This is a genomic window from Neglectibacter sp. CSJ-5 (assembly GCF_032490475.1).
In the GTDB taxonomy this organism is placed as follows: domain Bacteria; phylum Bacillota; class Clostridia; order Oscillospirales; family Acutalibacteraceae; genus Hominenteromicrobium; species Hominenteromicrobium mulieris.
In genome coordinates this window covers 50,380-76,438 of record NZ_JAVYJC010000006.1, presented here as the reverse complement: position 1 = coordinate 76,438, position 26,059 = coordinate 50,380, and the positions used below count along the sequence as shown (strand labels likewise).

29 protein-coding genes and 1 tRNA gene are annotated in these 26,059 nt (G+C 44.0%); 26 read left to right on the top strand and 4 right to left on the bottom strand.

Annotation, left to right across the window (positions count from 1 at the left end; genetic code table 11):
- Positions 1 to 2 precede the first annotated feature (2 nt).
- The 9 genes from R2K26_RS12285 (at position 3) to R2K26_RS12245 (ending at position 9,471) form a co-directional block, all read left to right on the top strand.
- Positions 3 to 866, top strand: a complete 864-nt coding sequence (locus R2K26_RS12285) for a hypothetical protein (RefSeq protein WP_117705398.1) — start codon at positions 3 to 5, stop codon at positions 864 to 866.
- A gap of 15 nt (positions 867 to 881) precedes the next feature.
- A complete protein-coding gene (locus tag R2K26_RS12280; RefSeq protein WP_032521084.1) occupies positions 882 to 1,079 on the top strand; it encodes a hypothetical protein in 198 nt (65 codons plus the stop codon).
- Positions 1,066 to 2,856, top strand: coding sequence for a VirD4-like conjugal transfer protein, CD1115 family (locus R2K26_RS12275; protein ID WP_021425625.1), 1,791 nt, complete (start codon positions 1,066 to 1,068; stop codon positions 2,854 to 2,856). The genes R2K26_RS12280 and R2K26_RS12275 overlap by 14 nt, the downstream gene beginning before the upstream one ends.
- A gap of 16 nt (positions 2,857 to 2,872) precedes the next feature.
- A complete protein-coding gene (locus R2K26_RS12270) occupies positions 2,873 to 3,229 on the top strand; it encodes a glutamyl-tRNA amidotransferase (protein ID WP_117705397.1) in 357 nt (118 codons plus the stop codon).
- 87 nt (positions 3,230 to 3,316) lie between these two features.
- Complete coding sequence (locus tag R2K26_RS12265) at positions 3,317 to 4,153, top strand: hypothetical protein (protein ID WP_117705396.1); 837 nt, start codon at positions 3,317 to 3,319, stop codon at positions 4,151 to 4,153.
- Positions 4,154 to 4,166: 13 nt separating this feature from the next.
- A complete protein-coding gene (locus R2K26_RS12260; protein ID WP_117705395.1) occupies positions 4,167 to 4,562 on the top strand; it encodes a PrgI family protein in 396 nt (131 codons plus the stop codon).
- A 3-nt stretch (positions 4,563 to 4,565) separates the two neighbouring features.
- Positions 4,566 to 6,899, top strand: coding sequence for a VirB4-like conjugal transfer ATPase, CD1110 family (locus R2K26_RS12255; protein WP_021425631.1), 2,334 nt, complete (start codon positions 4,566 to 4,568; stop codon positions 6,897 to 6,899).
- A 10-nt stretch (positions 6,900 to 6,909) separates the two neighbouring features.
- Positions 6,910 to 7,674 (top strand): class B sortase, encoded by a 765-nt coding sequence (gene srtB / locus R2K26_RS12250; RefSeq protein ID WP_117705563.1) that lies wholly within the window; start codon positions 6,910 to 6,912, stop codon positions 7,672 to 7,674.
- Between the two features lie 54 nt (positions 7,675 to 7,728).
- Positions 7,729 to 9,471 (top strand): CHAP domain-containing protein, encoded by a 1,743-nt coding sequence (locus R2K26_RS12245; RefSeq protein WP_117705394.1) that lies wholly within the window; start codon positions 7,729 to 7,731, stop codon positions 9,469 to 9,471.
- Positions 9,472 to 9,498: 27 nt separating this feature from the next.
- Here the strand turns inward: R2K26_RS12245 and R2K26_RS12240 are convergent, their stop codons facing one another.
- On the bottom strand, positions 9,499 to 9,858 hold the full coding sequence (locus R2K26_RS12240; RefSeq protein ID WP_021425648.1) for a helix-turn-helix transcriptional regulator: 360 nt from the start codon (positions 9,856 to 9,858) through the stop codon (positions 9,499 to 9,501).
- A gap of 272 nt (positions 9,859 to 10,130) precedes the next feature.
- Between R2K26_RS12240 and R2K26_RS12235 the strand changes: the two genes are divergently transcribed.
- Genes R2K26_RS12235 through R2K26_RS12225 form a run of 3 tightly spaced genes read left to right on the top strand, consistent with a single transcriptional unit; the run spans position 10,131 to position 12,231 of the window.
- Positions 10,131 to 10,988 (top strand): AraC family transcriptional regulator, encoded by an 858-nt coding sequence (locus R2K26_RS12235; RefSeq protein ID WP_316521782.1) that lies wholly within the window; start codon positions 10,131 to 10,133, stop codon positions 10,986 to 10,988.
- Between the two features lie 3 nt (positions 10,989 to 10,991).
- The gene (locus R2K26_RS12230; protein ID WP_199523054.1) at positions 10,992 to 12,056 is read left to right on the top strand and encodes a C45 family peptidase; all 1,065 of its coding nucleotides are present in this window, start codon (positions 10,992 to 10,994) and stop codon (positions 12,054 to 12,056) included.
- A complete protein-coding gene (locus tag R2K26_RS12225) occupies positions 12,043 to 12,231 on the top strand; it encodes a cysteine-rich KTR domain-containing protein (protein WP_117705392.1) in 189 nt (62 codons plus the stop codon). The genes R2K26_RS12230 and R2K26_RS12225 overlap by 14 nt, the downstream gene beginning before the upstream one ends.
- Positions 12,232 to 12,288: 57 nt before the next feature.
- Here R2K26_RS12225 and R2K26_RS12220 read toward each other — a convergent pair whose 3' ends face one another.
- Together R2K26_RS12220 and R2K26_RS12215 are read right to left on the bottom strand one after the other, a co-directional pair.
- A complete protein-coding gene (locus R2K26_RS12220; RefSeq protein WP_117705391.1) occupies positions 12,289 to 13,677 on the bottom strand; it encodes a sensor histidine kinase KdpD in 1,389 nt (462 codons plus the stop codon).
- 1 nt (position 13,678) lies between these two features.
- Positions 13,679 to 14,383 carry a response regulator transcription factor gene (locus tag R2K26_RS12215; protein WP_117705390.1) on the bottom strand — a complete coding sequence of 235 codons (705 nt, stop codon included), beginning with the start codon at positions 14,381 to 14,383 and terminating at the stop codon, positions 13,679 to 13,681.
- 156 nt (positions 14,384 to 14,539) lie between these two features.
- Between R2K26_RS12215 and R2K26_RS12210 the strand changes: the two genes are divergently transcribed.
- From R2K26_RS12210 to R2K26_RS12160, 11 genes are all read left to right on the top strand, one after another.
- On the top strand, positions 14,540 to 15,295 hold the full coding sequence (locus tag R2K26_RS12210) for an ABC transporter ATP-binding protein (protein WP_117705389.1): 756 nt from the start codon (positions 14,540 to 14,542) through the stop codon (positions 15,293 to 15,295).
- The gene (locus R2K26_RS12205; RefSeq protein ID WP_117705388.1) at positions 15,292 to 16,014 is read left to right on the top strand and encodes an ABC transporter permease; all 723 of its coding nucleotides are present in this window, start codon (positions 15,292 to 15,294) and stop codon (positions 16,012 to 16,014) included. Before R2K26_RS12210 ends, R2K26_RS12205 begins: the two co-directional genes overlap by 4 nt.
- Positions 16,011 to 16,781 carry an ABC transporter permease gene (locus R2K26_RS12200; protein ID WP_117705387.1) on the top strand — a complete coding sequence of 257 codons (771 nt, stop codon included), beginning with the start codon at positions 16,011 to 16,013 and terminating at the stop codon, positions 16,779 to 16,781. The genes R2K26_RS12205 and R2K26_RS12200 overlap by 4 nt, the downstream gene beginning before the upstream one ends.
- Positions 16,782 to 16,788: 7 nt before the next feature.
- Complete coding sequence (locus R2K26_RS12195) at positions 16,789 to 17,073, top strand: hypothetical protein (protein ID WP_117705386.1); 285 nt, start codon at positions 16,789 to 16,791, stop codon at positions 17,071 to 17,073.
- Between the two features lie 15 nt (positions 17,074 to 17,088).
- Complete coding sequence (locus tag R2K26_RS12190) at positions 17,089 to 17,589, top strand: hypothetical protein (protein ID WP_117705385.1); 501 nt, start codon at positions 17,089 to 17,091, stop codon at positions 17,587 to 17,589.
- Positions 17,590 to 17,744: 155 nt separating this feature from the next.
- The gene (locus R2K26_RS12185) at positions 17,745 to 18,134 is read left to right on the top strand and encodes a GntR family transcriptional regulator (protein WP_117705383.1); all 390 of its coding nucleotides are present in this window, start codon (positions 17,745 to 17,747) and stop codon (positions 18,132 to 18,134) included.
- 33 nt (positions 18,135 to 18,167) lie between these two features.
- Entirely contained in the window at positions 18,168 to 18,893 is a 726-nt protein-coding gene (locus tag R2K26_RS12180) for a transglycosylase domain-containing protein (RefSeq protein WP_117705382.1), read from the top strand.
- A gap of 448 nt (positions 18,894 to 19,341) precedes the next feature.
- Entirely contained in the window at positions 19,342 to 19,818 is a 477-nt protein-coding gene (locus R2K26_RS12175; protein ID WP_117705381.1) for an RNA polymerase sigma factor, read from the top strand.
- Positions 19,819 to 20,402: 584 nt separating this feature from the next.
- Positions 20,403 to 20,768, top strand: a complete 366-nt coding sequence (locus R2K26_RS12170; protein WP_117705380.1) for a type II toxin-antitoxin system PemK/MazF family toxin — start codon at positions 20,403 to 20,405, stop codon at positions 20,766 to 20,768.
- Positions 20,765 to 20,983, top strand: coding sequence for a helix-turn-helix domain-containing protein (locus R2K26_RS12165; protein WP_087375964.1), 219 nt, complete (start codon positions 20,765 to 20,767; stop codon positions 20,981 to 20,983). Before R2K26_RS12170 ends, R2K26_RS12165 begins: the two co-directional genes overlap by 4 nt.
- Before the next feature lie 91 nt (positions 20,984 to 21,074).
- A complete protein-coding gene (locus R2K26_RS12160; RefSeq protein ID WP_117705379.1) occupies positions 21,075 to 22,241 on the top strand; it encodes a site-specific integrase in 1,167 nt (388 codons plus the stop codon).
- Between the two features lie 146 nt (positions 22,242 to 22,387).
- Here the strand turns inward: R2K26_RS12160 and R2K26_RS12155 are convergent.
- Positions 22,388 to 22,475: transfer RNA gene (locus tag R2K26_RS12155), tRNA-Ser, on the bottom strand.
- A gap of 158 nt (positions 22,476 to 22,633) precedes the next feature.
- Between R2K26_RS12155 and R2K26_RS12150 the strand changes: the two genes are divergently transcribed.
- The 3 genes from R2K26_RS12150 to R2K26_RS12140 all read left to right on the top strand — a co-directional run bounded on the left by R2K26_RS12150 (position 22,634) and on the right by R2K26_RS12140 (position 26,049).
- Complete coding sequence (locus tag R2K26_RS12150) at positions 22,634 to 22,939, top strand: hypothetical protein (RefSeq protein ID WP_316521752.1); 306 nt, start codon at positions 22,634 to 22,636, stop codon at positions 22,937 to 22,939.
- A gap of 328 nt (positions 22,940 to 23,267) precedes the next feature.
- Positions 23,268 to 24,548: a peptidoglycan-binding protein gene (locus R2K26_RS12145; protein WP_316521749.1), complete on the top strand. Its 1,281-nt coding sequence runs from the start codon at positions 23,268 to 23,270 to the stop codon at positions 24,546 to 24,548.
- 139 nt (positions 24,549 to 24,687) lie between these two features.
- Positions 24,688 to 26,049, top strand: a complete 1,362-nt coding sequence (locus R2K26_RS12140; RefSeq protein ID WP_316521746.1) for an MATE family efflux transporter — start codon at positions 24,688 to 24,690, stop codon at positions 26,047 to 26,049.
- The last annotated feature ends 10 nt before the right edge of the window (positions 26,050 to 26,059 follow it).

Sequence of the window (26,059 nt, the reverse complement as noted above, 5' to 3'; positions counted from 1 at the left end):
GTATGAGCATTTATGATGTGTTTAACGGCAGCAGCAAACCGTTTGATAAAGCGGAATGGGCAGCCCAGAAACAGGCGCAGCGCAAAGAAGCCTATGAGCTGATTGACAACACCTGCGCTGAAATGATGATAAGCGGCGACAGCTTCCGTCAGTATCTTGATGTGCAGGGGCGTTTTGACCGTTACTCGGTTGCAAACGCTATTTTGGTATCGGCACAGATGCCCGAAGCGACACAGCTTAAAGACTACAACACTTGGAAGCAGAGCCGTGTCTATGTGAACAAGGACGCACAGAAAGTTGTTATCCTTGAGCCGAGCAAGGAATATACCCGTGATGACGGTACAAAAGGTATTTCCTATAACGCCAAAGTGGTATATGACATTTCCGAAACATCGGCAAAAGAAAGAATGCAGCCGCAGGAGCAGAAATCTATGCGTGAGCTTGTATCGGCTTTGATTGACGCAAGCCCCGTGCCTTGCGTTCCTGTTGATGACTTGGAACTGCCTGCCTACTATGACAGCTCTCAGCAGACTATCTTTGTCAAAAAGGGACTCTCTGAGGAAGTGCTGTTTATCAGTATGGCAAAGGAAGTATCTGCGGCGGTTTATGACTTTAAGTACAATGAGAGCCGTGATACTTCCGATTTCAAATCCTTTTGCGTTGCCTATATGGTAAGCTCCCGTTACGGAGTGGATACCAAAGGCTTTGATTTTTCCAGACTGCCCAGAGAGTATGACGGAATGGATACGCAGGTATTTAAGGGAGAACTTGGTACAATGCGTGATGTTCTGGGTGAAATCCAGAATGATATGTATAAGAGTATGGAGAAAAACAAGCCTGCAAGGAATAAAGAGCAGGAACGCTAATCGGAGGTGCAGCTTATGAAAGAAGAACGATACCATATCGCACTTGATAAGTACGATAAAAATATCGTTATCAATGCGCTCAACAACCTGAGAAATCGGCAGATACAGGAGGAACGCCCCACCGAGCCTGTTGATGAGCTGATTGACAAGGTAGCCAACGCACCGACCAGAAAGGTCAAGGTTGTTCCGTGCAGGTGCAATGAGGAACGATGACAAAAAAACGGGCTTAATCCTTTCTGTCTGCGGTATTGTTCCTGTTATATGGCTTGCCTTGATGACAGCACCCTATGTGGGTGGAGGTTTAGTTGAAATAATCCGAGGTCTGCCTGTGGCAATGGGCAATCCGTTTCAAATAACGGTGTGTGAGGACAGCGTAAAGACTGTCCTTATTTTTTTGCTTGCCTACGCTATGGGTATCGGCATTTATTTCTCTACACGCAGGAACTACCGCAGGCGTGAGGAACACGGCTCGGCTAAATGGGGCGATGCGGGGACTTTGAACAAGAAATACCGTGATAAAGACCCGTCCGCAAATAAGCTGCTAACCCAGAATGTCCGCATAGGCTTAGACGGGAAAAAGCACCGCCGAAATCTGAATATCCTTGTGTGCGGCGGCTCTGGAGCAGGAAAGACGAGGTTTTTTTGTAAGCCGAACGCAATGCAATGCAACACCTCAATGGTAATTTTAGACCCGAAAGGCGAAATCGTGCGAGATGTGGGCGGACTGCTTGAAAAGAAAGGCTATGAGGTGCGTGTCCTTGACCTTATCAATATGCACCGCAGCCATTGTTACAATCCCTTTGTTTATCTGCGGAATGACAATGATGTGCAAAGGCTTGTGACCAATCTGTTCAAGGCGACCACTCCGAAAGGCTCACAGTCTCAAGACCCATTCTGGGATACGGCGGCAAGTATGCTTCTGTTGGCGTTGGTGTTCTATCTGAAATATGAAGCACCGCCCGATGAGCAAAACTTCCCGATGGTAATGGAGCTGCTTCGTGCGGGTGAAGTCCGTGAGGACGATGACAGCTATGTAAGCCCTCTGGACGAACTGTTTGACCGTCTGGAAATGGTAAACCCAGAGCATATTGCCCTGAAGTATTACAGGGACTATCACTCAGGCTCGGCTAAGACCTTAAAGAGTATCCAGATTACCCTTGCCGCAAGGCTTGAAAAGTTCAACCTTGAAAGCCTTGCGGGGCTTACCGCCACCGATGAGCTTGACCTGCCCTCTTTGGGCGAAAAGAAAGTTGCTCTGTTCGCTCTCATTCCCGATAACGACACGAGCTTTAATTTTCTGGTGAGTATCCTTTATACGCAGTTATTTCAGCAGCTTTTCTATCTGGCAGACCACAAATACGGAGGAAGCCTGCCTGTGCATTGCCATTTCATAATGGACGAATTTGCCAATGTGAGCCTGCCTGATGATTTCGATAAGATTTTGAGCGTTATGCGTTCCAGAGGCGTGTCGGTCAGTATTATCCTGCAAAATCTGGCGCAGCTCAAAGCTCTTTTTGAAAAGCAATGGGAAAGCATTGTCGGCAACTGCGATACTTTTCTGTATTTGGGCGGCAACGAACAAAGCACCCACAAATATGTGTCGGAGCTTTTAGGCAAGGAAACGATTGATACAAACACTTACGGAAAGAGCGAGGGTCGAAGCGGCAGCTACTCAACCAACTATCAAATATCTGGGCGTGAACTGATGACGCCCGATGAAGTGCGTATGCTTGATAACCGCTACGCACTTCTTTTCGTTCGTGGGGAACGCCCTGTAATGGACTTTAAGTACGACATTATGAAGCACCCCAATGTAAGGTTGACAACCGACGGAGGTAAACCGCCGTATATCCACGGTGAGCCGACACAGGCTGTCGCAACCCTTGTGTTTGACAGCGATATTCCGAAGAACGCCGTAAGCGTAAAAGCTGTCAGCACTTCCTATGAACTTCTCTCCAATGAGGACTTGGAAGAAATCTTTAATATCTAAAGGAGGATTTTTATTTATGAAACTTTTTAAGAAAAACGAAAGCAAGGAAACCGTAAAGCTGCCGATGTCTGGCAAGGTAAAAAAGGGCTTCCGCTTTTACTGTGTGGCAGTTATGGCAACGGCTTTGGTAGTCGGCACATCTGTGACCGCCTTTGCAGCAAGCGACCCTCTTACCGTAGTCAATAATCTGTCCGACTTTATTTTCGGTCTAATTCGTGCCGTCGGTATGATTTTGCTTGGCTTTGGTATTGTGCAGATTGGTCTGTCCCTTAAATCCCACGACCCGTCCCAGAGAGCTAACGGCTTCTTGACCCTTGCAGGCGGCGTTGTCATTACTTTTGCAAAAGAAATCCTTACCCTCATTACAGGCTGATGAGGAACTGACACAAGACAAGATAACGGGAGCAGATCCGCTTTGCGGATTTACTCCCGTTATCCAATTATCTAAGGAGGTGGTCAAATGTCGGATAATTGGATTGTGCAAAACTTGGAGAACGCACTCAAGACTTGGAACGATAAGCTATCGGAAATATGGCAGCTCATTACCCAATCTCCAGAACAGTTCAAAGGCGGGTCGATTTGGAATGTCATTGTAGATATTCACGGCGCAGTACAGGCTATCGGACTTGCCTTGCTCGTGCTGTTTTTTGTAATCGGTGTAATGAAAACCTGCGGCAGCTTTGCCGAGGTTAAAAAGCCCGAACACGCTCTGAAGCTGTTTATTCGCTTTGCCCTTGCAAAAGGTGTTGTGACCTATGGTTTGGAACTGATGATGGCTCTGTTCAACATTGTGCAGGGTTTAATATCAACCATTATGAACGCCGCAGGTTTCGGCTCGGCTGCACAGACGGTATTGCCGCAGGAGATTGTTACGGCTGTTGAGGACTGCGGCTTTTTTGAGAGTATTCCATTGTGGGCTGTTACGCTCATCGGTGGGCTTTTCATCACGATATTGTCATTCATTATGATTATGTCGGTGTACGGAAGATTTTTCCGCCTGTATCTCTATACCGCAATCGCTCCCGTTCCTCTTTCCACTTTTGCGGGAGAGCCGAGCCAGAGTGTCGGCAAGAGCTTTATCAAGTCTTATGCCGCCGTCTGTCTGGAGGGTGCAATCATTGTGCTTGCCTGTATCATCTTCTCACTCTTTGCGGCTTCGCCCCCTGCTGTTGACCCGAACGCTGCGGCGGTATCTATGGTGTGGAGCTATATCGGTGAGCTGGTATTTAATATGCTCGTCTTGGTCGGTGCGGTCAAAATGGCAGACCGTGTTGTAAGAGAAATGATGGGCTTATAAGGAGGTGTAACTTTTGGAAGTCAAGATAAACAAGGAAATCCGTAATTACACGGAGAGTATGTTTTTTGGACTATCGCTCAGACAGTTCATTTTTTCTTTACTTGCCTGCGGTGTGGCGGTAGGGCTGTATTTTATTCTCCGCCCGTACTTCGGGACAGAAACCCTCAGTTGGGTGTGCATTCTCGGTGCTGCTCCCTTTGCGGTAATGGGCTTTGTTAAGTACAACGGTATGACCGCAGAGCAATTTGTATGGGCGTGGATTAAGTCGGAGTTTTTGATGCCGAAAAAGCTGATGTTTAATCCCGACAATCTCTACTATGAAACGCTGAAAACCACAATTCAAAACCACGAAAAAGGCATTTGTCCCGTGGCGAAAAAATCAAAAAAGCAAAGCGCAGCAAGGAGGTAAAGAATGCTGAAAACTCTTAAAACTCTGTTTAAGCAAGATAAGGAAAAGTTTGTCATTCCCAAATCGGTACAGGCGATTATTCCGATTAAGACTATCTGGGAGGACGGCATTTTTCTTGTCGGCAACAACAAATACGCAAAGACCTTTAAGTTTGAGGATATAAACTATTCCGTGGCAAGCCGTGAGGACAAAGAGGCGATGTTTCTTGAATACTCAGAGCTGTTAAACGCTCTCGACAGCGGAGCGACCACAAAAATTACGGTCAACAACCGCCGCCTTAATAAAACGGACTTTGAACAGACCATTTTAATTCCTATGGCAGAGGACGGATTGGATAATTACCGTAAAGAATACAACAAGATGCTGCTTGATAAAGTAACGGGGGCTAATTCTATCGTACAGGATAAATATGTAACGGTTTCCGTCTGCAAAAAGAATATCGAGGAAGCAAGGAACTATTTTGCCCGTGTGGGAGCTGATTTGATTTCCCATTTCGCACGGCTCGGCTCAAAATGCGTGGAGCTTGAAGCGGAAGAAAAACTCCGTATCTTCCACGACTTCTACCGCACAGGCGAGGAAACGGCGTTCCATTTTGACCTGAAGCAGACAATGCGTAAAGGTCACGATTTTAAGGATTTCATTTGTCCCGATACTTTTGAGTTTGAAAAAGACTATTTCCGCATTGGCGATAGATATGGGCGTGTGATTTTCCTGCGTGAATATGCAGCATATATTAAGGACAGTATGGTGGCGGAGCTTTGCGAGCTTAACCGCAATATGATGATGTCCGTTGACATTATCCCCGTACCCACAGACGAAGCCGTGCGTGAGGTCGAAAACAGACTGCTCGGTGTGGAAACCAATATCACGAATTGGCAGCGTAAACAAAATCAGAACAACAATTTTTCGGCGGTCATTCCTTACGACCTTGAACAGCAGCGCAAAGAAAGCAAGGAGTTCTTGGACGATTTGACAACCCGTGACCAAAGAATGATGTTTGCGGTTTTGACAATGGTGCATACGGCTGAAACAAAGGAACAGCTTGACAATGACACCGAAGCCTTGCTCACAACTGCCAGAAAGCACCTGTGTCAGTTTGCGGTGCTGAAATATCAGCAGATGGACGGACTGAATACCGCCTTGCCGTTTGGTGTTCGCAAAATCAATGCAATGCGTACTCTTACAACGGAAAGTCTTGCGGTATTTATTCCTTTCAGAGTACAGGAAATTCATCACGAAAACGGCGTTTACTACGGTCAAAATGTTATCAGCAAAAATATGATTATCGCTAACCGCCGCTATTTGCTCAACGGCAACTCTTTTATTCTCGGTGTGTCTGGAGCAGGAAAATCCTTTACGGCGAAAGAAGAAATGACAAATATTATTCTCACAGACCCTAATGCCGATGTCATTATCATTGACCCTGAGCGAGAATATTCGCCGCTTGTAAAGGCTATGCAGGGTGAGGTCATTCACATCTCGGCAACGAGCGAAAACCATATCAACGCTATGGATATGAACTCCGATTACGGTGACGGTGCAAACCCCGTCATTTTGAAATCGGAGTTTATTTTATCTTTGTGCGAGCAGCTCATCGGTGGCGCAAGTCTGGGTGCAAAACAAAAGTCGATTATTGACCGTTGTACGGCAAGCGTGTACCGCCACTATCAGCAAGGCAATTATCAGGGAGTACCGCCCACCTTGCAGGACTTCCGTGAGGAACTGTTAAAGCAGGACGAGCCAGAAGCGAAAGAAATCGCCCTTGCTATCGAGCTGTTTACGGACGGCTCTCTGAATACCTTTGCAAAGCATACCAATGTGGATACGCACAGCCGCCTTATCTGTTATGACATTCTGGATTTAGGCAAGCAGTTACAGCCCATCGGTATGCTTGTCGTTCTCGACAGTATCTTAAACCGTATTACCCAGAACAGAGCAAAAGGCAGAAACACATTCATTTTCATTGACGAAATCTATTTGCTGTTCCAACACGAATACTCGGCAAACTTCCTCTTTACTCTCTGGAAGCGTGTGCGTAAGTACGGTGCGTACTGTACGGGTATTACGCAGAATGTGGACGACCTTTTGCAGAGCCATACGGCGAGGACGATGCTTGCCAATAGTGAATTTATCATTATGTTAAATCAAGCGTCTACCGATAGGATTGAGCTTGCCAAATTGCTTAATATCTCCGACCTTCAGATGAGTTATATCACGAATGTCGGTGCAGGTCAGGGCTTGCTCAAAGTCGGCAGCTCCCTTGTTCCGTTCGTCAACAAGTTCCCACGCAATACCGAGCTTTACAAGCTGATGACTACCAAGTTTGGAGAGGTGTAACCGTATGAAAATGAAAAAGTATATTTGTCTGATTGCCGCCGTGTGCCTTTTAGGTACGGCGGCTTTTTGCGGCTATCACATTTACGACCATTATGCCGACGAAGCCGAACAGACCGAAGCCTTTGAGAATATTGCCGAAATTGTAGAGCAGGCACAGGCAGAGGACGGCAACGCCCCAGAAGTTCCCTTGACAGAGGAAGAAAATATCCTCACGGAATACGGCGAACTGTATTTGAAAAACACGGATATGGTCGGCTGGCTTTCCATAGCCGGCACGACCCTCAATTATCCCGTGATGCAGACACCGAATGAGCCTAACTACTATTTGAAGCGCAATTTTGAAAAGGAATACAGCGACTTGGGTACACCTTATATTCAGGAAAACTGCGACCTTACGAGCAGCGATAACCTTGTTATTTACGGTCATCACATTAAGGGCGGCAAAATGTTCGGGGCTTTGGAGAATTACAAGTCCCAGAGCTTCTATGAGGAACACAAGACCATTCAGTTTGATACCCTTACGCAGCGTGGCGAATATGAAATTATCGCTGTTTTTAAGACCGTGGCGTACAGCTCTCAGGGCTTCCGCTACTATGATTTTGTCGATGCGGAAAGCGAGGACGAGTTCAACGCCTATATTCAAAAATGCAAAGAGCTTGCATTATACGAAACAGGCGTAAATGCAAAATACGGCGACAGGCTCATTACGCTCTCTACCTGCGAATACTCAGCGCAGAACGGCAGGCTTGTGGTGGTCGCAAAAAAGACAGCTTGATTTTGACCGCAAAATCTTAAAGAATACTCTGTATTCTTGGAAAGGAGGTTATCTATGGCTGATATAAAGACCAGAGATGCAGTCAAAGGAACGATTAAGACCATTGACAAGGCTGCGGTAGCTTCTGAGCGTATGAAGTCTGCTTATTCCAAGATAAAAAGTAAGGCTGAACAAGGCTATTACGCCGATGAAAACTCCGCCACCGAATATGCCGCCGATAAAGTTTCAGCAGCTTCGGAGCGCATCACGGACGAGGGCGTTCATCAGTTCAACAAGCAAGGTCAAAAAGGAGTAAAAACCACAAAGGACAATGTGGTTAAGGCAAAGGATAAAATATCTGAGTTTAAGCAAAAGCGAGCCGCCAAAGCCGCCGAGCAGCGTATGTCTGGAAACAGCGTGCAGACCTATCGCAGTACCGTAAGCCGTTCCGCAGATAAGGCGGTCAAAGGCGCACAGCAAACGGAAAAAAACATAAAGCAGACTGCCCGAAGCGGTAAAAAGACGATTAAAACAGCCGCCAAAGGTACGGTAAAGACTACGCAAAAATCCGTAAAAACCGCACAGGCAACCTCAAAGGCAGCGATAAAAACTGCCGAGCATACCGCCAAAGCAACACAGGCGGCGGCGAAGGCTTCCGTAAAAGCGGCTCAGAGAGCTGCACAGGCAGCAAGAGCCACGGCGAAGGCTACGATTTTTGCCGTGAAAGCGGCGGTCAAAGCTACGATTGCGGCAGTTAAGGCGATTATTGCAGGAACAAAAGCGTTAATTGCGGCGATTGCGGCGGGCGGTTGGGTTGCGGTTGTTGTCATTTTGGTTATTTGCCTTATCGGTCTGCTCGTAAGCTCGGTATTTGGTATTTTCTTTTCGGGCGAGGACTCAGGAAACGGAATGACAATGCAGACCGTGGTTAGAGAAATCAATACCGAATATGACACCCGCCTTGATGAAATCAAAAGCGATACGGCTTATGATGTTTTGGAAATGTCGGGAAGCCGTGCCGTCTGGAAAGAGGTGCTTGCGGTTTACTCGGTCAAGACTACTACCGACCCAGATAATCCGCAGGAAGTAGCGACAATGGACGATAATAAAAAGCAGCTTCTGACGGACATATTCTGGGAAATGAACGAAATAAGCTCCAGAACGGAAAGCAAGACCGAAACCGTGATAACCGAAACAGATGACGGTCACGGAAATATTGTTCAGACCGAAACTACCCAAACACGGACTTACCTGTATATTACAGTCAGTCACAAAACCGCCGAAGAAATGGCAGACCAATACGGTTTTGATGACGAGCAGCGGCAGATGTTGTCCGAATTACTTGCCGATGAAAACAATTCGCTATGGTCGCAGGTGCTTTACGGCATATCCGTAGGCGACGGCGAAATCGTGACCGTGGCTCTGTCTCAGGTCGGCAATACAGGCGGTCAACCCTATTGGTCGTGGTATGGCTTCAACTCTCGTGTGGAATGGTGCGCTTGCTTTGTTTCGTGGTGTGCGAACGAATGCGGCTATATCGAGAACGGGATTATCCCGAAGTTTGCAGGCTGCATACAAGGCTCTGAGTGGTTTAAGGAAAGAGGACAATGGCAGGACGGCAGCTTTACGCCAGAAGCAGGACACATTATCTTCTTCGATTGGGAAGGTGACGGTCTTACAGACCATGTGGGTATTGTAGAGCGTGTGGAGAACGGAACGGTCTATACCGTTGAAGGTAACTCAGGTGATGCTTGCCGACAGAACAGCTACTCTATCGGCAGCAGCGTTATCTACGGCTACGGTATCCCTGCTTATTAAAAATGGGCAAAAGAAAACCAGAGGATTTTATTCCTCTGGCTCTTTTGCTTTACATAGTCCGTTTACAGTTGCTTCTATAACTGATAGTTCTTTATCATCTAAATTGTCGAGCTGTGCGTCTAAGCGTCTGCGGACGGAACTCTTTTTGACTTCTTTGTTAGGAAATATATACTCATCAACCGAAACATCGAACATTGTAATAAGCTGAATAAACAGCTCGATGCTTGGATATTTTCCCTCGTTTTCGATAGATTGAATGTGTCTGGGGGCATAGCCGATTATCCCAGAAAGCTGCTCTCTCGTCATTCCTCTTGCTTCACGGGCTTTCTTAATCGCCTGTCCTATCGGCATAAAATCGAAATCAAAATCGTTGTTTCTCTCGTCCATAAGCTCACCACCTTGTACCAATATAATTATCTTATTATATTGTATGGATTTGTGGCTTCTTGTTAAACGATGTGAAAATGCCGACTATAAGATATTTCACTTCTTATAAACAGAAGCAAAAATTCATATTAAATATTGTAATTTGAAGATTGAAACATATTTTTTATTCAGATACACTATATACAAGTTTACAAAAGTGAGCAGAAAAAGAGAGGAAATACCAATAGAAACAGATTACTATAACATAAAGGGAGGGCGAGTTAATGGAATGATTGAGAAAAATCAGTGCAGCCATTGATTATATAGAAACAAATTTAGACAAAGATTTATCTTATGAGGAAGCAGCCCGTATTGCGTGTTGTTCACCATATTATTTTCAGCGTATTTTTTCGTATATTTCTGGGATTACGCTATCTGAGTATGTGCGCCGTCGTAAAATGACGCAGGCAGCATTTGAACTTCAAAGAACAGAAAGTAAAGTAATTGATATTGCTTTGAAATACGGGTACTCTTCTCCTACTTCATTTAATCGTGCATTTCAAAATGTTCACGGAATAACACCTATGTTGGCTAAAAATATGGGCTGCACACTAAGTGCATATCCACCAATCAAATTTTCAATTAAAGTAACAGGAGGAGAAGAAATGTCGTATCACATTGAGAAAAAAGAGAATATCCGTATTGTGGGAATTAAGACACCTTTAACGGAAGATTTAGAAGAAAATATGCGTATTGTCCCAATGTTTTGGGAACAGGCATTAGACAATAATCAGATTTCTAAACTTTCGAAATTATCCAATGGAAAGCCAACTGGAATAATGGGAGTAAGTGTTTATACAAACCCACAAGATATTTACTATTATATAGCAGTTGCAAGTGATGTTCCTATATTTGATGACATAACAGAGTTTGTTATTCCAGAAGCTATGTGGGTAGTATTTGAGAACGATGGTTTATTCAAAGAAGATGTACAAAGTGTATTTCATCGCTTCTTAACAGAGTTTCTTCCGTTTTCTGGATATGAATACGCTGGACTTCCAGACATTGAGATATATCCTATTTCCGAAGGGCGACCAACCAAAGGGCATTCTGAAGTTTGGATTGCAATAAAAAAGACAAAGGAGAGTTAAAAAATGTATCATTTAAGACTAAAAGGTAATCACTATCAGATGGGGGTTAAGAGAGGAAATATATTCAAAAAAGGCGGCATAACCTTTCCGCTGCATTTAGATGAGTTTCAGATGAAACACGGTAAGGAAAGCGAAAAAATATTAAATAAATTCTTTCCAGAGGTATGTGAGGAAATCCGAGGTTTAAGTGAAACAATAGGTGTAGATTACATTGAGTTTGTTTCTTGGATGCTGTGTATGGGGTGCTGTATGTACAACTTGGAGGAAAATGTTCCTGTTGAAATTAGAGGGTGTACGGCATTCGCATATTCTAAAGACAATAGAGTAATATATGGCAGAAATAATGATTTGCCACCATATTTAAAAAATGGTAGCAGCAGCGAAATTTATGCTCCAGAAAACGGGAATAGATTTAATTTAACAACTTCTTCTTTTATCAATGGTGAAGAAGGTTTGAACGAACACGGTTTAGCTGTTGCTATGACTTTTGTTCTGACTGAACTTGGAAAAATTAAAGCAGGTTTTAACTCTTGTTTTACGGTTAGGTATTTGCTTGAAAAAGCAAATACCACAGAGCAGGCACTTAATCTTTTAATGCAGTTACCTATTGCGTCAAATTATAATATTTTGATTGCAGACAAAAGCGGTAAAATGGTGGTAGTTGAATGCACACCGAATATAAAGAAAATCCGTGAAGCAAAAAGCGTTGACGATGGTTACTTGGTATGTACGGTTAATAGTTTTATTTCGGACGAACTTAAGCCTTATGACTTTGCTAAAGGGGATGATTATCATTCTTATACAAGATACTCTGTTGTTATGGATAATTGCATTAAAAATGTAAAAAACGCTGACCCTGTTGTTGAAACTCAAAAACTGCTAAAAGGTGAATATGGTTTTATGTGTCAATACGATGATGAGCCAGACTTTGAAACAGTATGGAGTTCTATATTTGATTTGTCAAATTTAATGATTTATCGTGCAGAAGGTGACCCCAGAAGGAAGAAATTTATAACCGATATAAGATTACACAATATCGTATTAGGAAGAAAAGATGCCGAAAAATAAATGGATATTATGCCCTGTTTGTGGCAGCAAAACTCGTGACAGACTTAGAGAGGATACATTGTTGAAGAACTATCCTCTCTACTGCCCGAAATGTAAACAGGAAACTTTGATAAATGCAAAGGAACTACATATAACCGTCATCAAAGAGCCAGACGCACAGACGCAGAGCCGATGAATTTGTGAGCAATCACAGTCATCGGCTCTTTATATGGTTAATTTAACTTCGGATTAATTATAAGGGTAAGCATATTTCAACTTCAAGCCCACCGTATTCGCTGTGCCTTATTTCTACTGTACCTTTGTGAGCAGCAGCAATTTGTTTCACAATCAGCAAGCCTAAGCCGTGGCGTTGTTCTGATGTGTTTTCATCACAGACCATATAGTGAGGCGAATTGTTTAGTTTGTCGATTTGTTCGTCCGTAGCTCCAACGCCATTATCTGAAACAACTATTTTACAGATTTTACTGTATTCTTCCTTGACAGCAACATAAATAGTACAACCGTTTTCATTATGGTTAATGCTGTTTTGTATCAAATTGCTGACAGCTCTTTTTATCAAATCTTTATCGGCATTTATGATAAGGGTATTTAAGTCGCTGTCGGTGAGCCATTCAATGGGATATTTACCGCCAATATCCAAATTGATGAAATCTACAACCACTTGCCGAACGGCAGAAATAACATTCACCTGCTCAATATGTGTTGGCTGCATATTATATTCCAACTTTGAAGCAAGGTTAAGGTCGTTTATGAGATTTTTCATTCGCTGACTCTGCTTAACGATAACCGCAGCCTTTTTTCGTTCATCTTCTGGCAACTGTTTGTTGCTTTCCAACTGGCTTGCATAACCCATAACCATTGAAAGAGGTGTGCGTATGTCGTGCGATACTCCTGCAATCCAATTTGCTCTTGCTGTTTCTTTTTTCCTGAGCTGATAATTTTGACTTTGCAATACTTCGGAAGTTCGATTGATGTTCGCAGCTATTTCTGAGAGTACACCTTTTTCCTTAAGCACAATCGGCTGTCCTGTGTGCAATGCTTGAATACCGTCCGTAATTGGTTTAATAGATTTCAGTAGTTTGGTGTTTGCTGCCATATAAATGAGAAAAACAATAAAAATATTTATAGCTAAAACGATAAGGACGGTTTTGGGCAAGTTGGCAATAAATTGATAATCCCAACTCGGCCACATATGCTTCCAGTAGCTATCTTTGGGATAGCCAAGAACCATCAGCCCGTTTTCGCCTTCTCCCGTAAAAGTCGGGTATCCGTCAATATATCCACGGGTAAGATTAGCTATATCGGAAACTGTATATTCCAAAGGAACGGTATCGGGAAGATTGTCCGAACGCCAGACGCATTCTCCCGTTGCGTTATCAATATAAACAGCCCATACATTTTGAGCATTCAGTTCCTCAATCATTGTATCGGGCATCACATAGCCTTGTTCTGTTTTATTTATACTTTCTGCGGCTTGCTCCGCCGTTTTCCACGGAGAGCCGTTCGGCGCTTGTGTGGCAGCTATGATGGCTAAAATAATAAAATTCATAAAAAGAATAACAAGAGAGCTTAACATCAAAATGCCAACAAAGCGTTTAATTAACTTTGGTACGCTTTTCATATTATTTATCTCCCACGATGAGCTTATATCCCAATCCCTTAATCGTTATCAGAGAAACAGGCTGCGAAGGGTTGATTTCAATTTTTTCACGAATGCGGCGAATATGCGCCATTAGAGAATTTTCATACCCATATGGATTGTCGCCCCAAGCAGCTTCACATAAAGCATCAATCGTAACAATTCGTCCTGCATTTCGATATAATGCGGCAAGTATATCGTGTTCTTTTGCTGTGAGAGCAATATGCTCTCCTTTTTTAATCACTTCAGCACGGTCAAAATCTATTTCGCTGCCCGACAACTTAACAATCGGACTTTCGCCTTTATAGCTTCTGCGGAGAATGGCGTTTACACGATAGATAAGCTCCTTTGGTAAAAATGGTTTCACAATATAATCGTCAGCCCCAAGTCCAAATCCACGAAATTTGTCATCGTCCTCGCCACGAGCTGTCAAAAACAGAACAGGGTAATCGGACTTACTTTTTAATTGTTCCATAAGGTCAAAACCATTACCGTCAGGCAACATTACATCAAGAATTGCAAGCTCTGGCTGAAACGCTTCCGCTATATTAAGCGCTTCTTTAACCGTTTTGGCTGTTTTGAGGTCGCAAAACCCTTCGTCTGCAAAGATAGAGGAAACCATATCTAAAAGCTCCTGCTCATCATCGACGAGCAAAATGCGTTTTTGCTTTAAAAAGTCAAAATCCATTTTTACACCCCCTTTGTGCTTTTTATTATAGCATATAAATATGTCTTTTTATAATGTGCGAATGAAAAGTAAGGTAAATGTAAGGTGGGGAGAAGGTTATCACAAGGTCGGCAAGTTAGAATAAACTTGCAATGATGAGAAAGGAGCAAAAAAACTATGAATATCATTGAAACTCAAAACTTGACAAAATCATACGCTGATTTTACAGCCGTGTCAAATGTCAATCTGCATATTCCAAAAGGAGCTGTATATGGCTTCCTCGGCCCGAATGGTGCGGGAAAATCCACTACAATGAAAATGTTTTTGGGACTCACAAAACCCACAAGCGGCTCATTTACCATTGATGGAAAAAAGTACCCTGAAGCAAGAGTAGAAATTTTGAAAGAAGTTGGCTCATTCATTGAAGCCCCTGCTTTTTACGGAAATTTAAGCGGTGAAGAAAACTTGGAAATTATCCGTAAGATATTAGGACTGCCAAAGTCTGCCGTTTCCGAAGCGCTTGAAATTGTGGGGCTTACGCAGTTCAAAAAGCGTCTTGCAAAAAAATATTCCCTCGGAATGAAGCAGAGGTTAGGACTTGCAAGCGCTTTAATCGGTCAACCGCCGATTTTGATTTTGGACGAGCCGACCAATGGACTTGACCCTGTGGGCATTCACGAGATAAGAACGCTTATCCGTTCTCTGCCTGAAAAATTTAATTGTACGGTGTTTGTATCGTCACATCTGCTGTCGGAAGTTGAGCTGATGGCGGATACAGTCGGCATCTTAAATCACGGGCGTTTGCTGTTTGAGGGAACGCTTGAACAGCTCAGAAACGGTGCCGCCGCACAAGGGTATCCTACCGATAACTTGGAAGATACATTCCTTGCTTTGATTGACGCAGACAACCGCCAGAGAGGAGCAGCAAAATGAGCCTATCTCTGGAATGTAAAAAAGCAAAGCGAACAGGATTTATCCCCGCATTTTTATGCGGCGGTATTTTGGCGGCGGCTGTGCCGATTGTCAATATGGCAGTCCGTTCTGAAATGTATGTCGGACAGCAAAACTCCCCGATGCAAATCCTAATGGGAGCAAATTGGCAAATGATGGCTATGCTTAATATTTTGCTTATTGTTGCGGGAAGCTGCCTGTTGTATCATACAGAGTTTGCTGATAACGCAATGCAGAAAATGAAGTCACTTCCAACCAGAGAAAGCTCAGTTTTCTTTGGGAAATTTCTTTTAACCTCGATTATGAGCGTAGTTGTACTTGCCATTGAAGCAGCTTCGATTGCGTTTTGCGTTTCATACTGGTTTGAAATTGGAAATGATTTTTGGCTGGAATTAGGTAAAAGCTTCGGATATTCGTTTTTGCTGATGCTACCTTGTGTGCTGTTATCTTTGTTGATTTCATCGGCTTGTAAAAATATGTGGGTATCTCTGGGAATTGGCGTTGTATGCGTGTTTACTGCAACAATGCTGCCAACGGATAACTTCGTTCTTTCTCTTTTCCCCTTTGCCACTCCATTTCAAGTCTTTGTGAATACGGAAATGGCACAGGTAATGCACTATGTTTATGCGGCGATTATTGAAATCGTTGTTATCGGCATTGCAGAGCTTGTATTTATAAAGGTTAGGAGGTCGTTTGAATGAGTTTTTTATCTCTCGTCGGCGTTGAATTCAAGAAAATAAAACGCTCAAAGATATTCCTCATATTGTTTGTTGCAACGGTTATTCTTTGGATACCGTCAATCCTCAATGCTGAAATGAATTTTAATATGCAAGCCGAGGGGATTTCTCCAGAAAATAATTTTTTCATTCAGGGCTTTATGGGAATGGCTTGGTTTATGTTTCCTGCAAGTATGGTAGTCGGTACTGTTCTTTTAAGCCAAACAGAAAGAACAAATAAGGGTATCTTAAAAATGCTTGCTTTGCCTATCAGCACGGTAAAACTTTGTTTGGCAAAATTTGTCGTGTTGCTTGCTTTAGCCGCATCGCAGATTTTGATGATGGTCGGAATGTACTACATTAGTGCTGCCATCGTAACAGGAACGCAGGATTACAATTTTATTTTGTCCCCGCTATTCGTTTTTAAAGAGGTTGGTTTTATAGCCGTTTCAACCATACCAATGTTGGCGTTTTTCTGGTTGCTTGCAGTATGTATTCAAACTCCGATTTTTTCCATCGGCATCGGATTAGCTTCCATTGTGCCGTCAGTTCTGATGATTAACACAAAAGCGTGGTTTGCGTACCCAATGTCGTATCCGTTTTTCGTTATTACTTCAGAATACGGAAAACTTGCAACAAACCTCACAACTTCACAGGTAGAGTTTTTCCCGTGGATACCCGTAGCAATCGCCATCACTATTGTTTGTTTGTGCATTTCCTGCTTCCGTTTTGGGCAGGCAGAAAGGAGATAAAACTATTATGAAAAACAAGATTTTGACCGCTATCAGTACCATTATGCTTTTTGTTCCGTGGACTATTTTACCTTTGCGAACTTTCGATTGGGCTTTAGAGTCGCCTGTTGCAGAAATAATGATTTCCTGCTATGCCGCATTTATGATTTTCAGCGGGATTTTTACCATTGTTTCTTATGCAAAAGCAAAAGTGCAGAACAATTTGATGAAAGTTGATTTGGTAGTAAATAGCCTTTATGCCATATTTGGTGTCTGTGCCTTTATTCTGATGGCAGTTACCAAGTTTTCTTAATGGGAGGGATTTCAAGTGAAAAAAATAAAATCGCTTGTCGCTGTATCTTTGGCACTTTGTATGGTGCTTTGTTTTGCAGGTTGTAGCTCTAATCACGATGAAGGAAATCTGAAAGACAATCTGGTGAACGGATTTAATAATTGGTTGGAATCATTCAGTAAACACGCCGTTACGAAAGATAAAAATCTTCAAGGTGAAAGGGAAAATGACATTGACCAATACACAGGTAGTTACACAGCTTCGTATGACGGCTTTAACGGCGAGGAGTTTATTTTCGGTGGCACTGCTTTAGAGAGGGACAATGGAAGCAATCTGGAAGCAACTTATTCGTTGACAATTACATCTGGAGAAGCCACTCTCTATTGGCTGAGTTCTGGAGAAGAACATATCATTTGCGAAGAAAGCGCAGACGACACTTACAAATTTACTCTCAGCTCAGGAGATAACTATATTGTGCTGAGAGGTGATGATTTCAACGGAAACCTCGAATTAACAGTTAAAGATGTGCAGAATTAAAAAAATAAAGATTTATTTTCGGTATGCAGTATTGGGTATCAGCTTGGCTTTTATATGTTTGCTGCTGATACCCATCGGCATACTTGCAACACTAATCTATTTGATTTGGTCTGTTACAGACCGTATCATTTATTGGTGTGAAAAAGGAGAAAGAGATGAATTTTAGTGAATGGGCATTCCACGATGTGGAGCCAATCTATTTGCAACTTATTCAAAAAATCGAGTACGCAATTTTAAGCAAACAACTTTCTGCTGGAGAAAAACTACCTTCTGTTCGTGAAATGGCAAAATTGTTACATATTAGTCCCAACACCGTAATGAAGGCATATACACATCTAAAGCATTTGGAACTGGTTGTTTCGCCAACAAATAGACATTATTCAGTAATTGCAAATGAACAGTATATCTTTCAAAAGAGAGAAGAAAAAGCGAAGGAGCTAAGCTGCTTATATTTAAGCAATATGATAAGGCTCGGATTTTCCAAAAAGGAAGCAACTGATTTTTTGATTGAATATTCAAATACATTGAAAGAGCTGAATAAATGAAATCATCAAAAATAGTGCGAAAGGAGCTGTCAAATGAAAAAGAAGCCAAGAAGTCTTATAAGAAAATTTGTACTTTATTTGTTTGCAGTCCTGTTTTTCATTACCACTATCATTTTCCTTGTATTTGGAGTAAAAGGATACTTTATGTATCAAGAAGCTGTAAAAGCATATCCCATTTCTCAAATGGTATCATCAATCCAAAATAGAGAGAACTTTGTCGAATACGATGAGTTGCCGACAATTTATATAGACGCTGTAATTTCGGCTGAAGATAAAAGATTTGAAACCCATTGCGGTGTGGACTTAATTGCAATTAGTCGTGCGGTTGTAAACGATATTAAGGCAATGTCTTTTGTGGAAGGCGGAAGCACAATTACTCAGCAAATTGCTAAAAATCAATACTTTACACAAGAAAAAAAGCTCGAAAGGAAATTTGCAGAAATATTTACGGCTATTGAGTTAGAACAGTATTGTTCAAAACAAGAAATATTTGAGTTGTATGTAAACACAATTTATTTTGGTAATGGATATTACGGGATTTATGATGCTGCAAAAGGTTATTATGGAAAACTCCCTTCTGAATTAAGTGATTATGAAGCCATAATGTTAGCTGGCTTGCCTAACGCCCCATCTGCCTATTCGCTGAATACAAATCCTGACTTAGCATATAGCCGTATGAAAATTGTTCTATCACGAATGGTTGAATGTGGCGTTATTACGCAAGAGCAAGCTAATGACATTTTAGCAAACGGCAATTAAAGATACTTTTAAATAATCAATATGGCAAGCCCACCAAATAAAAAAAACGGTGCTTTGGTGGGCTGCTCTGTCACGCCCGAATAAAATATCACAGCCCTCTAAACCCGTTTTGAGTTTGGAGGGATTTTTTATGCGCTGGTCTGCCCTGAGCGCCTTGCTGCTTATCAGAAGCAGCAGTTACCTACATAGCATCACGAATAAGTGAGGATAACCTGTTAAAAAAATCCTAAGTTATTCGTGGTACTATTACGCCCCTAAAGTAGAAGCCATATATCTACATAATAGAGTTTATATTGCTTATAACCGCAAAGGTATGACACCCTTTGCGGTTTTTTGTTTGTCGTTATTTGTCGGAATAAAGGACAAGCCTATATCTGGCGTAGGTTGCCGTTCGCCGCCCCTATCAGTCTGGATTTTTCAAATTTCAGATTGATAGGAGGAATAGACAATGGGTGAAAAGCATCCAAATCGTAAAAAAGACAAGTACAATCCATACACCTTGATTATATCAGACGGGCGTTATTACCTTTCTTTTAAGGACAGTCGAGGTGAATTGCAGACCATTGAGATTGACGAGATACTGTACGGTTTGTTTAACCGCTTTGAGCTTGAGGATATATCATATCTCAACAAGCTAAGCAGGCATATTGAACATTCGGAGCTGACAGAAGCGTCATTAAATGACCGTGTATTCTGTAAGCCAGAAAGCATTGAGGAAAAAGTATCAAGGAATATAGAATACGAACTGTTACATAAGGCAATCGCAAAACTACCCGAAATACAACGGCGTAGGCTGTTACTGTACTTTTTCGGTGAGATGACCTATGAGCAGATTGCAGCCTTAGAGGGCTGTACGAAAAGAGCAGTCAAGTTTAGTGTTGATATTGCTATTGAAAAGCTGAAAAAAGATTTTGGGATTTTTTAAGATTAACACTACACCAATCCTTTTTTAGTGAGCAAACAGGTGAAGGGGTATCAAAACCCTTTCACCTGTTTTCCTTTGTGTGGCGAAAACAGGATTGTTCCTTGTCAATCGAATAATCATTCGCCAAATACCTTCTCTTTGTGATTGTGATAAGCATAAGCGTGTCGAGAGGTACGCCACGACCTGCCGCAAGGCGGAGAGCGATAACTACCTACTCAAAATATCGGGCAGCTCCCGATTTCGCCGTAACCCACAAAGAGGATAATGATACTCCCGTCCAGTCACAGTCCGAGCGTGATAAAACCGTCGCAGGCAATGAGGGCGGCTCTGGCAGACCGTCAGTTGGGGTGAAACTCCCGTGGTGTCAGTTCGCTGCTGACCGTTTGGCGACTTCCCAGCGTGAAACGCATTGGCATCTTGGGGTGTCGAGGACAAATAGAGATGCTTCTATCATAAAGCCAAATACAAGGCGGTCTATGGAACAGAGAATTGTTTATGCTCTCCCGACCTTAAAAACTTCCTTGTGTTTGGCTGATTACATAGGCAGAGCTTACCTGCTTATATCCAGATAGGAGGTCAAACTAATGGATAAAACAATTAAGCGTGGTGACATATACTACGCAGACTTAAACCCTGTTGTCGGCTCGGAGCAAGGTGGGACACGACCTGTACTTGTTATCTCCAATGATATAGGAAACAAGCACAGTCCTACGGTCATTATTGCCGCCATAACAAGTCGTGTACGCAAAAAGAAGAAATTACCTACACACTTGTATTTGGGGCAAATTGAGGGGCTTCCTGCAAATTCAATCATTCTCTTTGAGCAGTTACGCACGATTGATAAAAGCCGCTTGAAAGAACATCTCACACACCTTGATGAGCAGTATTTGAAATCGCTTGAATTTCCTCTCCTCATCAGTATCGGAGTTGAAAAAAGGAGGAGCTTATGAACTTTGGAGATATATATGCGTTAGTCTTAAAAGAATACCCAGACATTTTAACCGTTGATGAAATGAGCAAGGCTCTTGGTGTCAGCACAAAAACAGGTTATCAATTACTTCGTGAAAACAAAATAGAACACTTGAAGGTGGGCAGAGCGTACAAAGTACCGAAAGCCCATCTTCTTTCTTATTTGAGGTTAGGTCTGCGAAATGCGGAAAATTAAAGAATTTGCACATTCGACTTCTTTGGCTTAAGTTGCTACAATGTATATGGTCAACAGCAGAAGTCGGTGCTACGCAAAGGAGGTTATATTTATGGTAGCAGGACATCTGCAAGAGAAAAAAGGCTATTTTTATATGGTTTTGAGCTATCCCGATGCTGCGGGAAAAAGAAAAACGAAATGGTTGCCGACAGGATTGCCTGTCAAGGGCAATAAAAAGAAAGCGGAAAAGATGTTGATGGAAACAAGGCAGACCTTTGTTCCTGAGTGCAAACCCATAAAGGACGATATGCTGTTTTCGGATTTTCTGCTTCAATGGTTGGAAATCGCAAAGCCGACTATCGCACTTACCACATACGCATCATACTCAGGTATGGCAAAGAGCGTTATCATTCCGTATTTCAAGGAAAGAGAAATCACGCTTTCCGAACTGAAGGCAACAGACATTCAGGCTTTCTATATGAAGCAGTTGAAACGAGTAAAAGCTAATTCGGTTATTCACTATCACGCTGTTATTCACAGGGCTTTGAAATATGCCGTAAAGATTGACCTTATTTCTGTCAATCCTGCGGATAAAGTGGAACGCCCTAAAGCTGATAAGTTCATCGGCAGCTTCTATGACAGCAACGAGGTACAGGCACTATTTGAAGCCGCCAAAGGAACGCTGATTGAAATACCGATTTTTCTCGGTGCGTTTTATGGACTAAGGCGAAGTGAAGCCCTCGGCTTAAAATGGGACGCTATTGATTTTCAAAACAATACGATTACCATTAGACACACCGTTACTTCCTGCAATCTTGATGGCAAGCATATCCAGATAGCACAGGATACGACCAAAACCAAGTCGAGTATGAGAACGCTGCCCCTTGTTCCTGCGTTCAAAGAGAAGTTGCTAAAGCTCAAGGAACAGCAGGAAGAATACAAACGAGTATGCGGACGATGCTACAACAAAAAGTATTTGGAATATATCTGTGTAGATGAGATGGGGACATTGATTTCTCCGCACTATCTCACATCATCATTTCCAAAGCTACTTGAAAAGAACAATTTGCGCCACATTCGTTTCCACGACCTGCGCCATAGTTGTGCTTCGCTGCTTCTTGCGAACGGTGTTCCTATGAAACAGATACAGGAATGGCTCGGACACAGCGATTTTTCAACTACGGCAAATGTATATGCCCATTTGGATTACAATTCCAAGCTGTCATCGGCTGACGCAATGGTAAACGGTCTGAGTGGCGCATTAGAGGCTATTTCATAACTTCTGCGGCGTATCGCTTCACTAAGGATACGCCAACTACATATCCTAAGTTCAAATCACGGAGAGAACTTACGGAAAAATCTTTCCAGAGTGGAGAAAAAGAAAAAGCCTGCAAACGGTAAAAACCGCTTGCAGACTGAACATTCTGGCGGAGAGAGTGGGATTCGAACCCACGGTTCCGTTAGGAACACGACTTTTCGAGAGTCGCACCTTCGACCACTCGGACATCTCTCCGTGTATTTATCTTCACATCAGCCCTCAAAAACATCTCGGAAAAAGGAGAGAACTGATGGAGAGAACTAAGGGATATTTACTTTTCAATGATAGCCGAAAAACCCCGTAAAATCAAGGTTTTTCAGAGGTGAGCTTCCAAAAAGGGCATTCGTTTTCGAGTGCTGCACCTTCGACCACTCGGACAACTCTCCGTGTATGTAATTCCGCATTTCTTCCAAAAACTTTTGGAAAGAACTGACGGAAAGAACAACAAAATATTCAATTTTCGAACCGGAGAAAACCCTGTATTTATGGGCTTTTTAAGCGGAGCAAACAGCCAACTCTACAAAAAATTTCGAGTGCTGCACCTTCGACCACTCGGACAACTCTCCGTGTCTATTTTCGTCCGGTTTTCTTTCCAGAAATTTGCTCAAAAATTCGTTGGAGAGAAAACAGGAGAGACGGCAAAAAATATTCGATTTTGAGATTTTCTGTGTTGAGGAATATCAAGGAGAATCAGGGGGACGAAATTCCCAGCTTCTGCCGAAATTTCGAGTCAGTCCCGTTATGACCGCTTCGATACGTTTCCATATTCGGCTAAAGCATGGAAAAACACGCTTTGCGCATACTATTTTATCGGTTTTTAGAGAAAAAGTCAAGCGTTTTTTGGCAAAAAGGTTGACATATACAGGGCAATGCGGTTACAATAACTGTGTATTATGATGCTTAGACCTTTTGTTTTCGCACGGCTAAAGCTGTGCGGATATGACCCGGAAAGTGAGGATGCCGCTTTTGCGGCGAATGCTTATGGATATGAAAAAATGGATGCGCTGCGCTGCGGCGGTCGTTTTGAGCGTTTTGGTGGCGTTCAGCGCGACGGCGTGCTCGCAGCCGGCGAATATTGAATCAGGCGCTGTTTCGCAGGAATACCCTGTGACCGTGAACGAAGTGACGTTAAACGCAAAACCCCAGAAGGTGGCGGTACTCTCCGGCAGTTTGGCGGATGTGGTGCTGGCGATGGGGTACGAGACGAGCTTATCGCTTGCAAGCGACGACTGCACACAGCCCGATTTACAAGTGCTGCCGAAGGTTTCCGCAACGGATGCGCAGAGTGTGATCTCTGCAGGTGTGGATCTCGTTTTGGCGGAGACGATGGACGACAGCGAAAAGCAGACGCTTGAAAATGCGGGCATTACGGTGCTCCTTTTGACGCGTGCGAAAAACCGCGAGGATTTTGAACGCCTGTACGCGCAGGTAGGCACGGCTTTGAACGGCGGCTCTACGGGTTATAATGTAGGCGTGAAGGCAGCGCAGAAGATTTTCTCTTCGCTCGACGACCTTTCGCGCTTGGCACCGGAAAGCAACACCGTGGTGACGGCGTGCTATATTTCGGATGTAAACGGCTCTGCGGTGACGGGCGATGAGCTTGGCAGCGTGATGATGTCGTATATCGGTCTGACGAACATTTTTAAGGGCCTTACGGGCGGCACGTTCACGTTTGACGATCTGCGATTGAGCGACCCGACGATGATTTTCTGTTCAGAAGATGTGCGCGGACAGATCATGCAGGACGCGCAGTATGCGAATCTTTCGGCGGTAAAAAACGGTCGTGTTTACGCCGTCGACCCGAATTATATGAATTGGCAGGGCAAGACGGTGTACAACGCGTGCATCGACATGATGGGCCTTGCATACCCCGAATTGACGGAGGAAAACTCCGCTGCGCTGGAACTGGATTCCGAGCTTTCGGAAGCGGAAGCGACGGCGAGCCCCTCGCCCGCGCCGGAATACACGGCGATCGAATCCGGCACGGAGGGCGACGATGTGTTCGCGATGCAGCAGCGCTTAGCGGAGCTTGGCTATCTGACGGTGGAATACACCGGCATGTATGGAGAAGTGACGATGGAGGCCGTAAAGGCGTTCCAGAAAGCGAACGGGCTTACGGCGACCGGCGAAGCAGATGCCGAGACGCTGACGGTGCTCTATTCCGCGGAAGCAAAAGCCGCAGACGGTGCGGAAGCCACGGCGACGCCGGAGCCGGAATCGGAAACGAGCACGGCGGAGGGCGCCGTGACGACACACGAAAATGCGTAAAATTTGAGAGCTTGAAAGGGCGGCCTTGCCGCCCTTTTTTGTATTGACTTTTTCTCCGCTTTTTTTTATAATCAGAAACAAGATGCGCTTTTACGCGCTATTGTATTGAGTTTGGGGCGCAGGCCCCGGGGGAGGAAACATGTTTTTCACAAGAGACAAGAGTTTTTACAAAACGCTCGTCACGCTCGCGATACCGATTGCGCTGCAGAACGCCGTAACCTTTGCGGTCGGCCTTGCAGATAACGTGATGATCGGCACGCTCGGCGACAGTGCGATTTCCGGTGTGTATGTGGGCAGCCAGCTGCAGACGCTGCTGCAAATGTTCATCGGCGGCATTGAGGGTGCTATCCTCATTTTGGCTGCGCAGTATTGGGGTAAACGCGATACGAAAAGCATCCGCCGCATTGCGGCCATCGGTGTGCGGTTTGCTTTGCTCATCGGTTTGGTCATTACGGTGACGGCGTTTTTATTGCCGTCGCAGATCGTATCACTGTTCACGAGTGATGCTTCGGTCATTGAATCGGGCACGGTTTACGTGCGCGTGGTGAGCCTTTCGTACATTTTCTTCTGCATTTCGCAGGTGATGGTGGCGACGATGCGCGCGGTGGAGACGGCAAAGATCGGTCTTTACGTGTCATTTGTGACGCTCATTGTGAACGTCATCTGCAACTATATTTTGATTTTCGGTAAGCTTGGCTTCCCGGCGCTCGGTGTGACCGGCGCGGCGGTGGCTACGCTGTTTTCGCGCATCATTGAAGCGGCTGTGATGGTCGTTTACGTGCGCTGCATCGATAAAAAATTGAAGCTTCGCTTTGCCGACCTCTTAAAGCGCGGCGGCGAATTGACGCGCGATTTCCTGCGCTACGGTTTGCCCATCATGGGAGGGCAGGTCGTATGGTCGGTGAACATGCTGGGGCAGACGATGATTCTCGGCCGTTATGACGCGGGCGTCATTGCGGCGGTGAGTATCGCGAACATGCTGCACAACATGATGTACATTGCAATGAACGGCCTTTCGAGCGCGGTGGGCATTATCACCGGCAAGACGGTCGGCTCCGGGCGTATGGACAAAATTCGCGAGTATTCCCGCACGACGCAGGTCATTTTCCTTGGCCTCGGCATTCTTTCCGGCATTGCGGTGCACTTCCTGCGCGACCCGTTCATCGGGCTGTACGGCGCGAGCGATGCGGCCGTGGCGTATGCGCGTGAGTTCATCAATGTCATTTCCGTTACGATTATCGGCACGTGCTATCAGGCGGCGTGCCTGTTCGGCCTTGTTAAATCCGGCGGCGACATTTCGTTTGTGTTCCGCAACGACACGATTTTCGTGTTCCTTGTGGTGCTGCCGTCTGCCATTATCGCGTCCTACCTCGGTGCGCCGCCTTGGGTGGTTTTTGCGTGCCTCAAATGCGACCAGATCTTAAAATGCTTCGTTGCCGTGGTGAAGATCAACCGGTATAACTGGATGAAGAATCTGACGCGCGAGACGAACGAAGTGTAAAACGACGACT

Bases quoted from the DNA above. Each gene is read 5' to 3' on its own strand.
- R2K26_RS12160 (WP_117705379.1), top strand. From the start codon at position 21,075: ATGGTAGCAGGACATCTGCAAGAGAAAAAAGGCTATTTTTATATGGTT.
- R2K26_RS12165 (WP_087375964.1), top strand. From the start codon at position 20,765: ATGAACTTTGGAGATATATATGCGTTAGTCTTAAAAGAATACCCAGAC.
- R2K26_RS12240 (WP_021425648.1), bottom strand. From the start codon at position 9,858: ATGGACGAGAGAAACAACGATTTTGATTTCGATTTTATGCCGATAGGA.
- R2K26_RS12275 (WP_021425625.1), top strand. From the start codon at position 1,066: ATGAGGAACGATGACAAAAAAACGGGCTTAATCCTTTCTGTCTGCGGT.
- R2K26_RS12270 (WP_117705397.1), top strand. From the start codon at position 2,873: ATGAAACTTTTTAAGAAAAACGAAAGCAAGGAAACCGTAAAGCTGCCG.
- R2K26_RS12225 (WP_117705392.1), top strand. From the start codon at position 12,043: ATGCCGAAAAATAAATGGATATTATGCCCTGTTTGTGGCAGCAAAACT.
- R2K26_RS12220 (WP_117705391.1), bottom strand. From the start codon at position 13,677: ATGAAAAGCGTACCAAAGTTAATTAAACGCTTTGTTGGCATTTTGATG.
- R2K26_RS12175 (WP_117705381.1), top strand. From the start codon at position 19,342: ATGGGTGAAAAGCATCCAAATCGTAAAAAAGACAAGTACAATCCATAC.
- R2K26_RS12265 (WP_117705396.1), top strand. From the start codon at position 3,317: ATGTCGGATAATTGGATTGTGCAAAACTTGGAGAACGCACTCAAGACT.
- srtB (WP_117705563.1), top strand. From the start codon at position 6,910: ATGAAAAAGTATATTTGTCTGATTGCCGCCGTGTGCCTTTTAGGTACG.
- R2K26_RS12245 (WP_117705394.1), top strand. From the start codon at position 7,729: ATGGCTGATATAAAGACCAGAGATGCAGTCAAAGGAACGATTAAGACC.
- R2K26_RS12210 (WP_117705389.1), top strand. From the start codon at position 14,540: ATGAATATCATTGAAACTCAAAACTTGACAAAATCATACGCTGATTTT.
- R2K26_RS12185 (WP_117705383.1), top strand. From the start codon at position 17,745: ATGAATTTTAGTGAATGGGCATTCCACGATGTGGAGCCAATCTATTTG.
- R2K26_RS12170 (WP_117705380.1), top strand. From the start codon at position 20,403: ATGGATAAAACAATTAAGCGTGGTGACATATACTACGCAGACTTAAAC.
- R2K26_RS12255 (WP_021425631.1), top strand. From the start codon at position 4,566: ATGCTGAAAACTCTTAAAACTCTGTTTAAGCAAGATAAGGAAAAGTTT.
- R2K26_RS12200 (WP_117705387.1), top strand. From the start codon at position 16,011: ATGAGTTTTTTATCTCTCGTCGGCGTTGAATTCAAGAAAATAAAACGC.
- R2K26_RS12195 (WP_117705386.1), top strand. From the start codon at position 16,789: ATGAAAAACAAGATTTTGACCGCTATCAGTACCATTATGCTTTTTGTT.
- R2K26_RS12180 (WP_117705382.1), top strand. From the start codon at position 18,168: ATGAAAAAGAAGCCAAGAAGTCTTATAAGAAAATTTGTACTTTATTTG.
- R2K26_RS12205 (WP_117705388.1), top strand. From the start codon at position 15,292: ATGAGCCTATCTCTGGAATGTAAAAAAGCAAAGCGAACAGGATTTATC.
- R2K26_RS12285 (WP_117705398.1), top strand. From the start codon at position 3: ATGAGCATTTATGATGTGTTTAACGGCAGCAGCAAACCGTTTGATAAA.
- R2K26_RS12145 (WP_316521749.1), top strand. From the start codon at position 23,268: ATGAAAAAATGGATGCGCTGCGCTGCGGCGGTCGTTTTGAGCGTTTTG.
- R2K26_RS12140 (WP_316521746.1), top strand. From the start codon at position 24,688: ATGTTTTTCACAAGAGACAAGAGTTTTTACAAAACGCTCGTCACGCTC.
- R2K26_RS12230 (WP_199523054.1), top strand. From the start codon at position 10,992: ATGTATCATTTAAGACTAAAAGGTAATCACTATCAGATGGGGGTTAAG.
- R2K26_RS12280 (WP_032521084.1), top strand. From the start codon at position 882: ATGAAAGAAGAACGATACCATATCGCACTTGATAAGTACGATAAAAAT.
- R2K26_RS12215 (WP_117705390.1), bottom strand. From the start codon at position 14,383: ATGGATTTTGACTTTTTAAAGCAAAAACGCATTTTGCTCGTCGATGAT.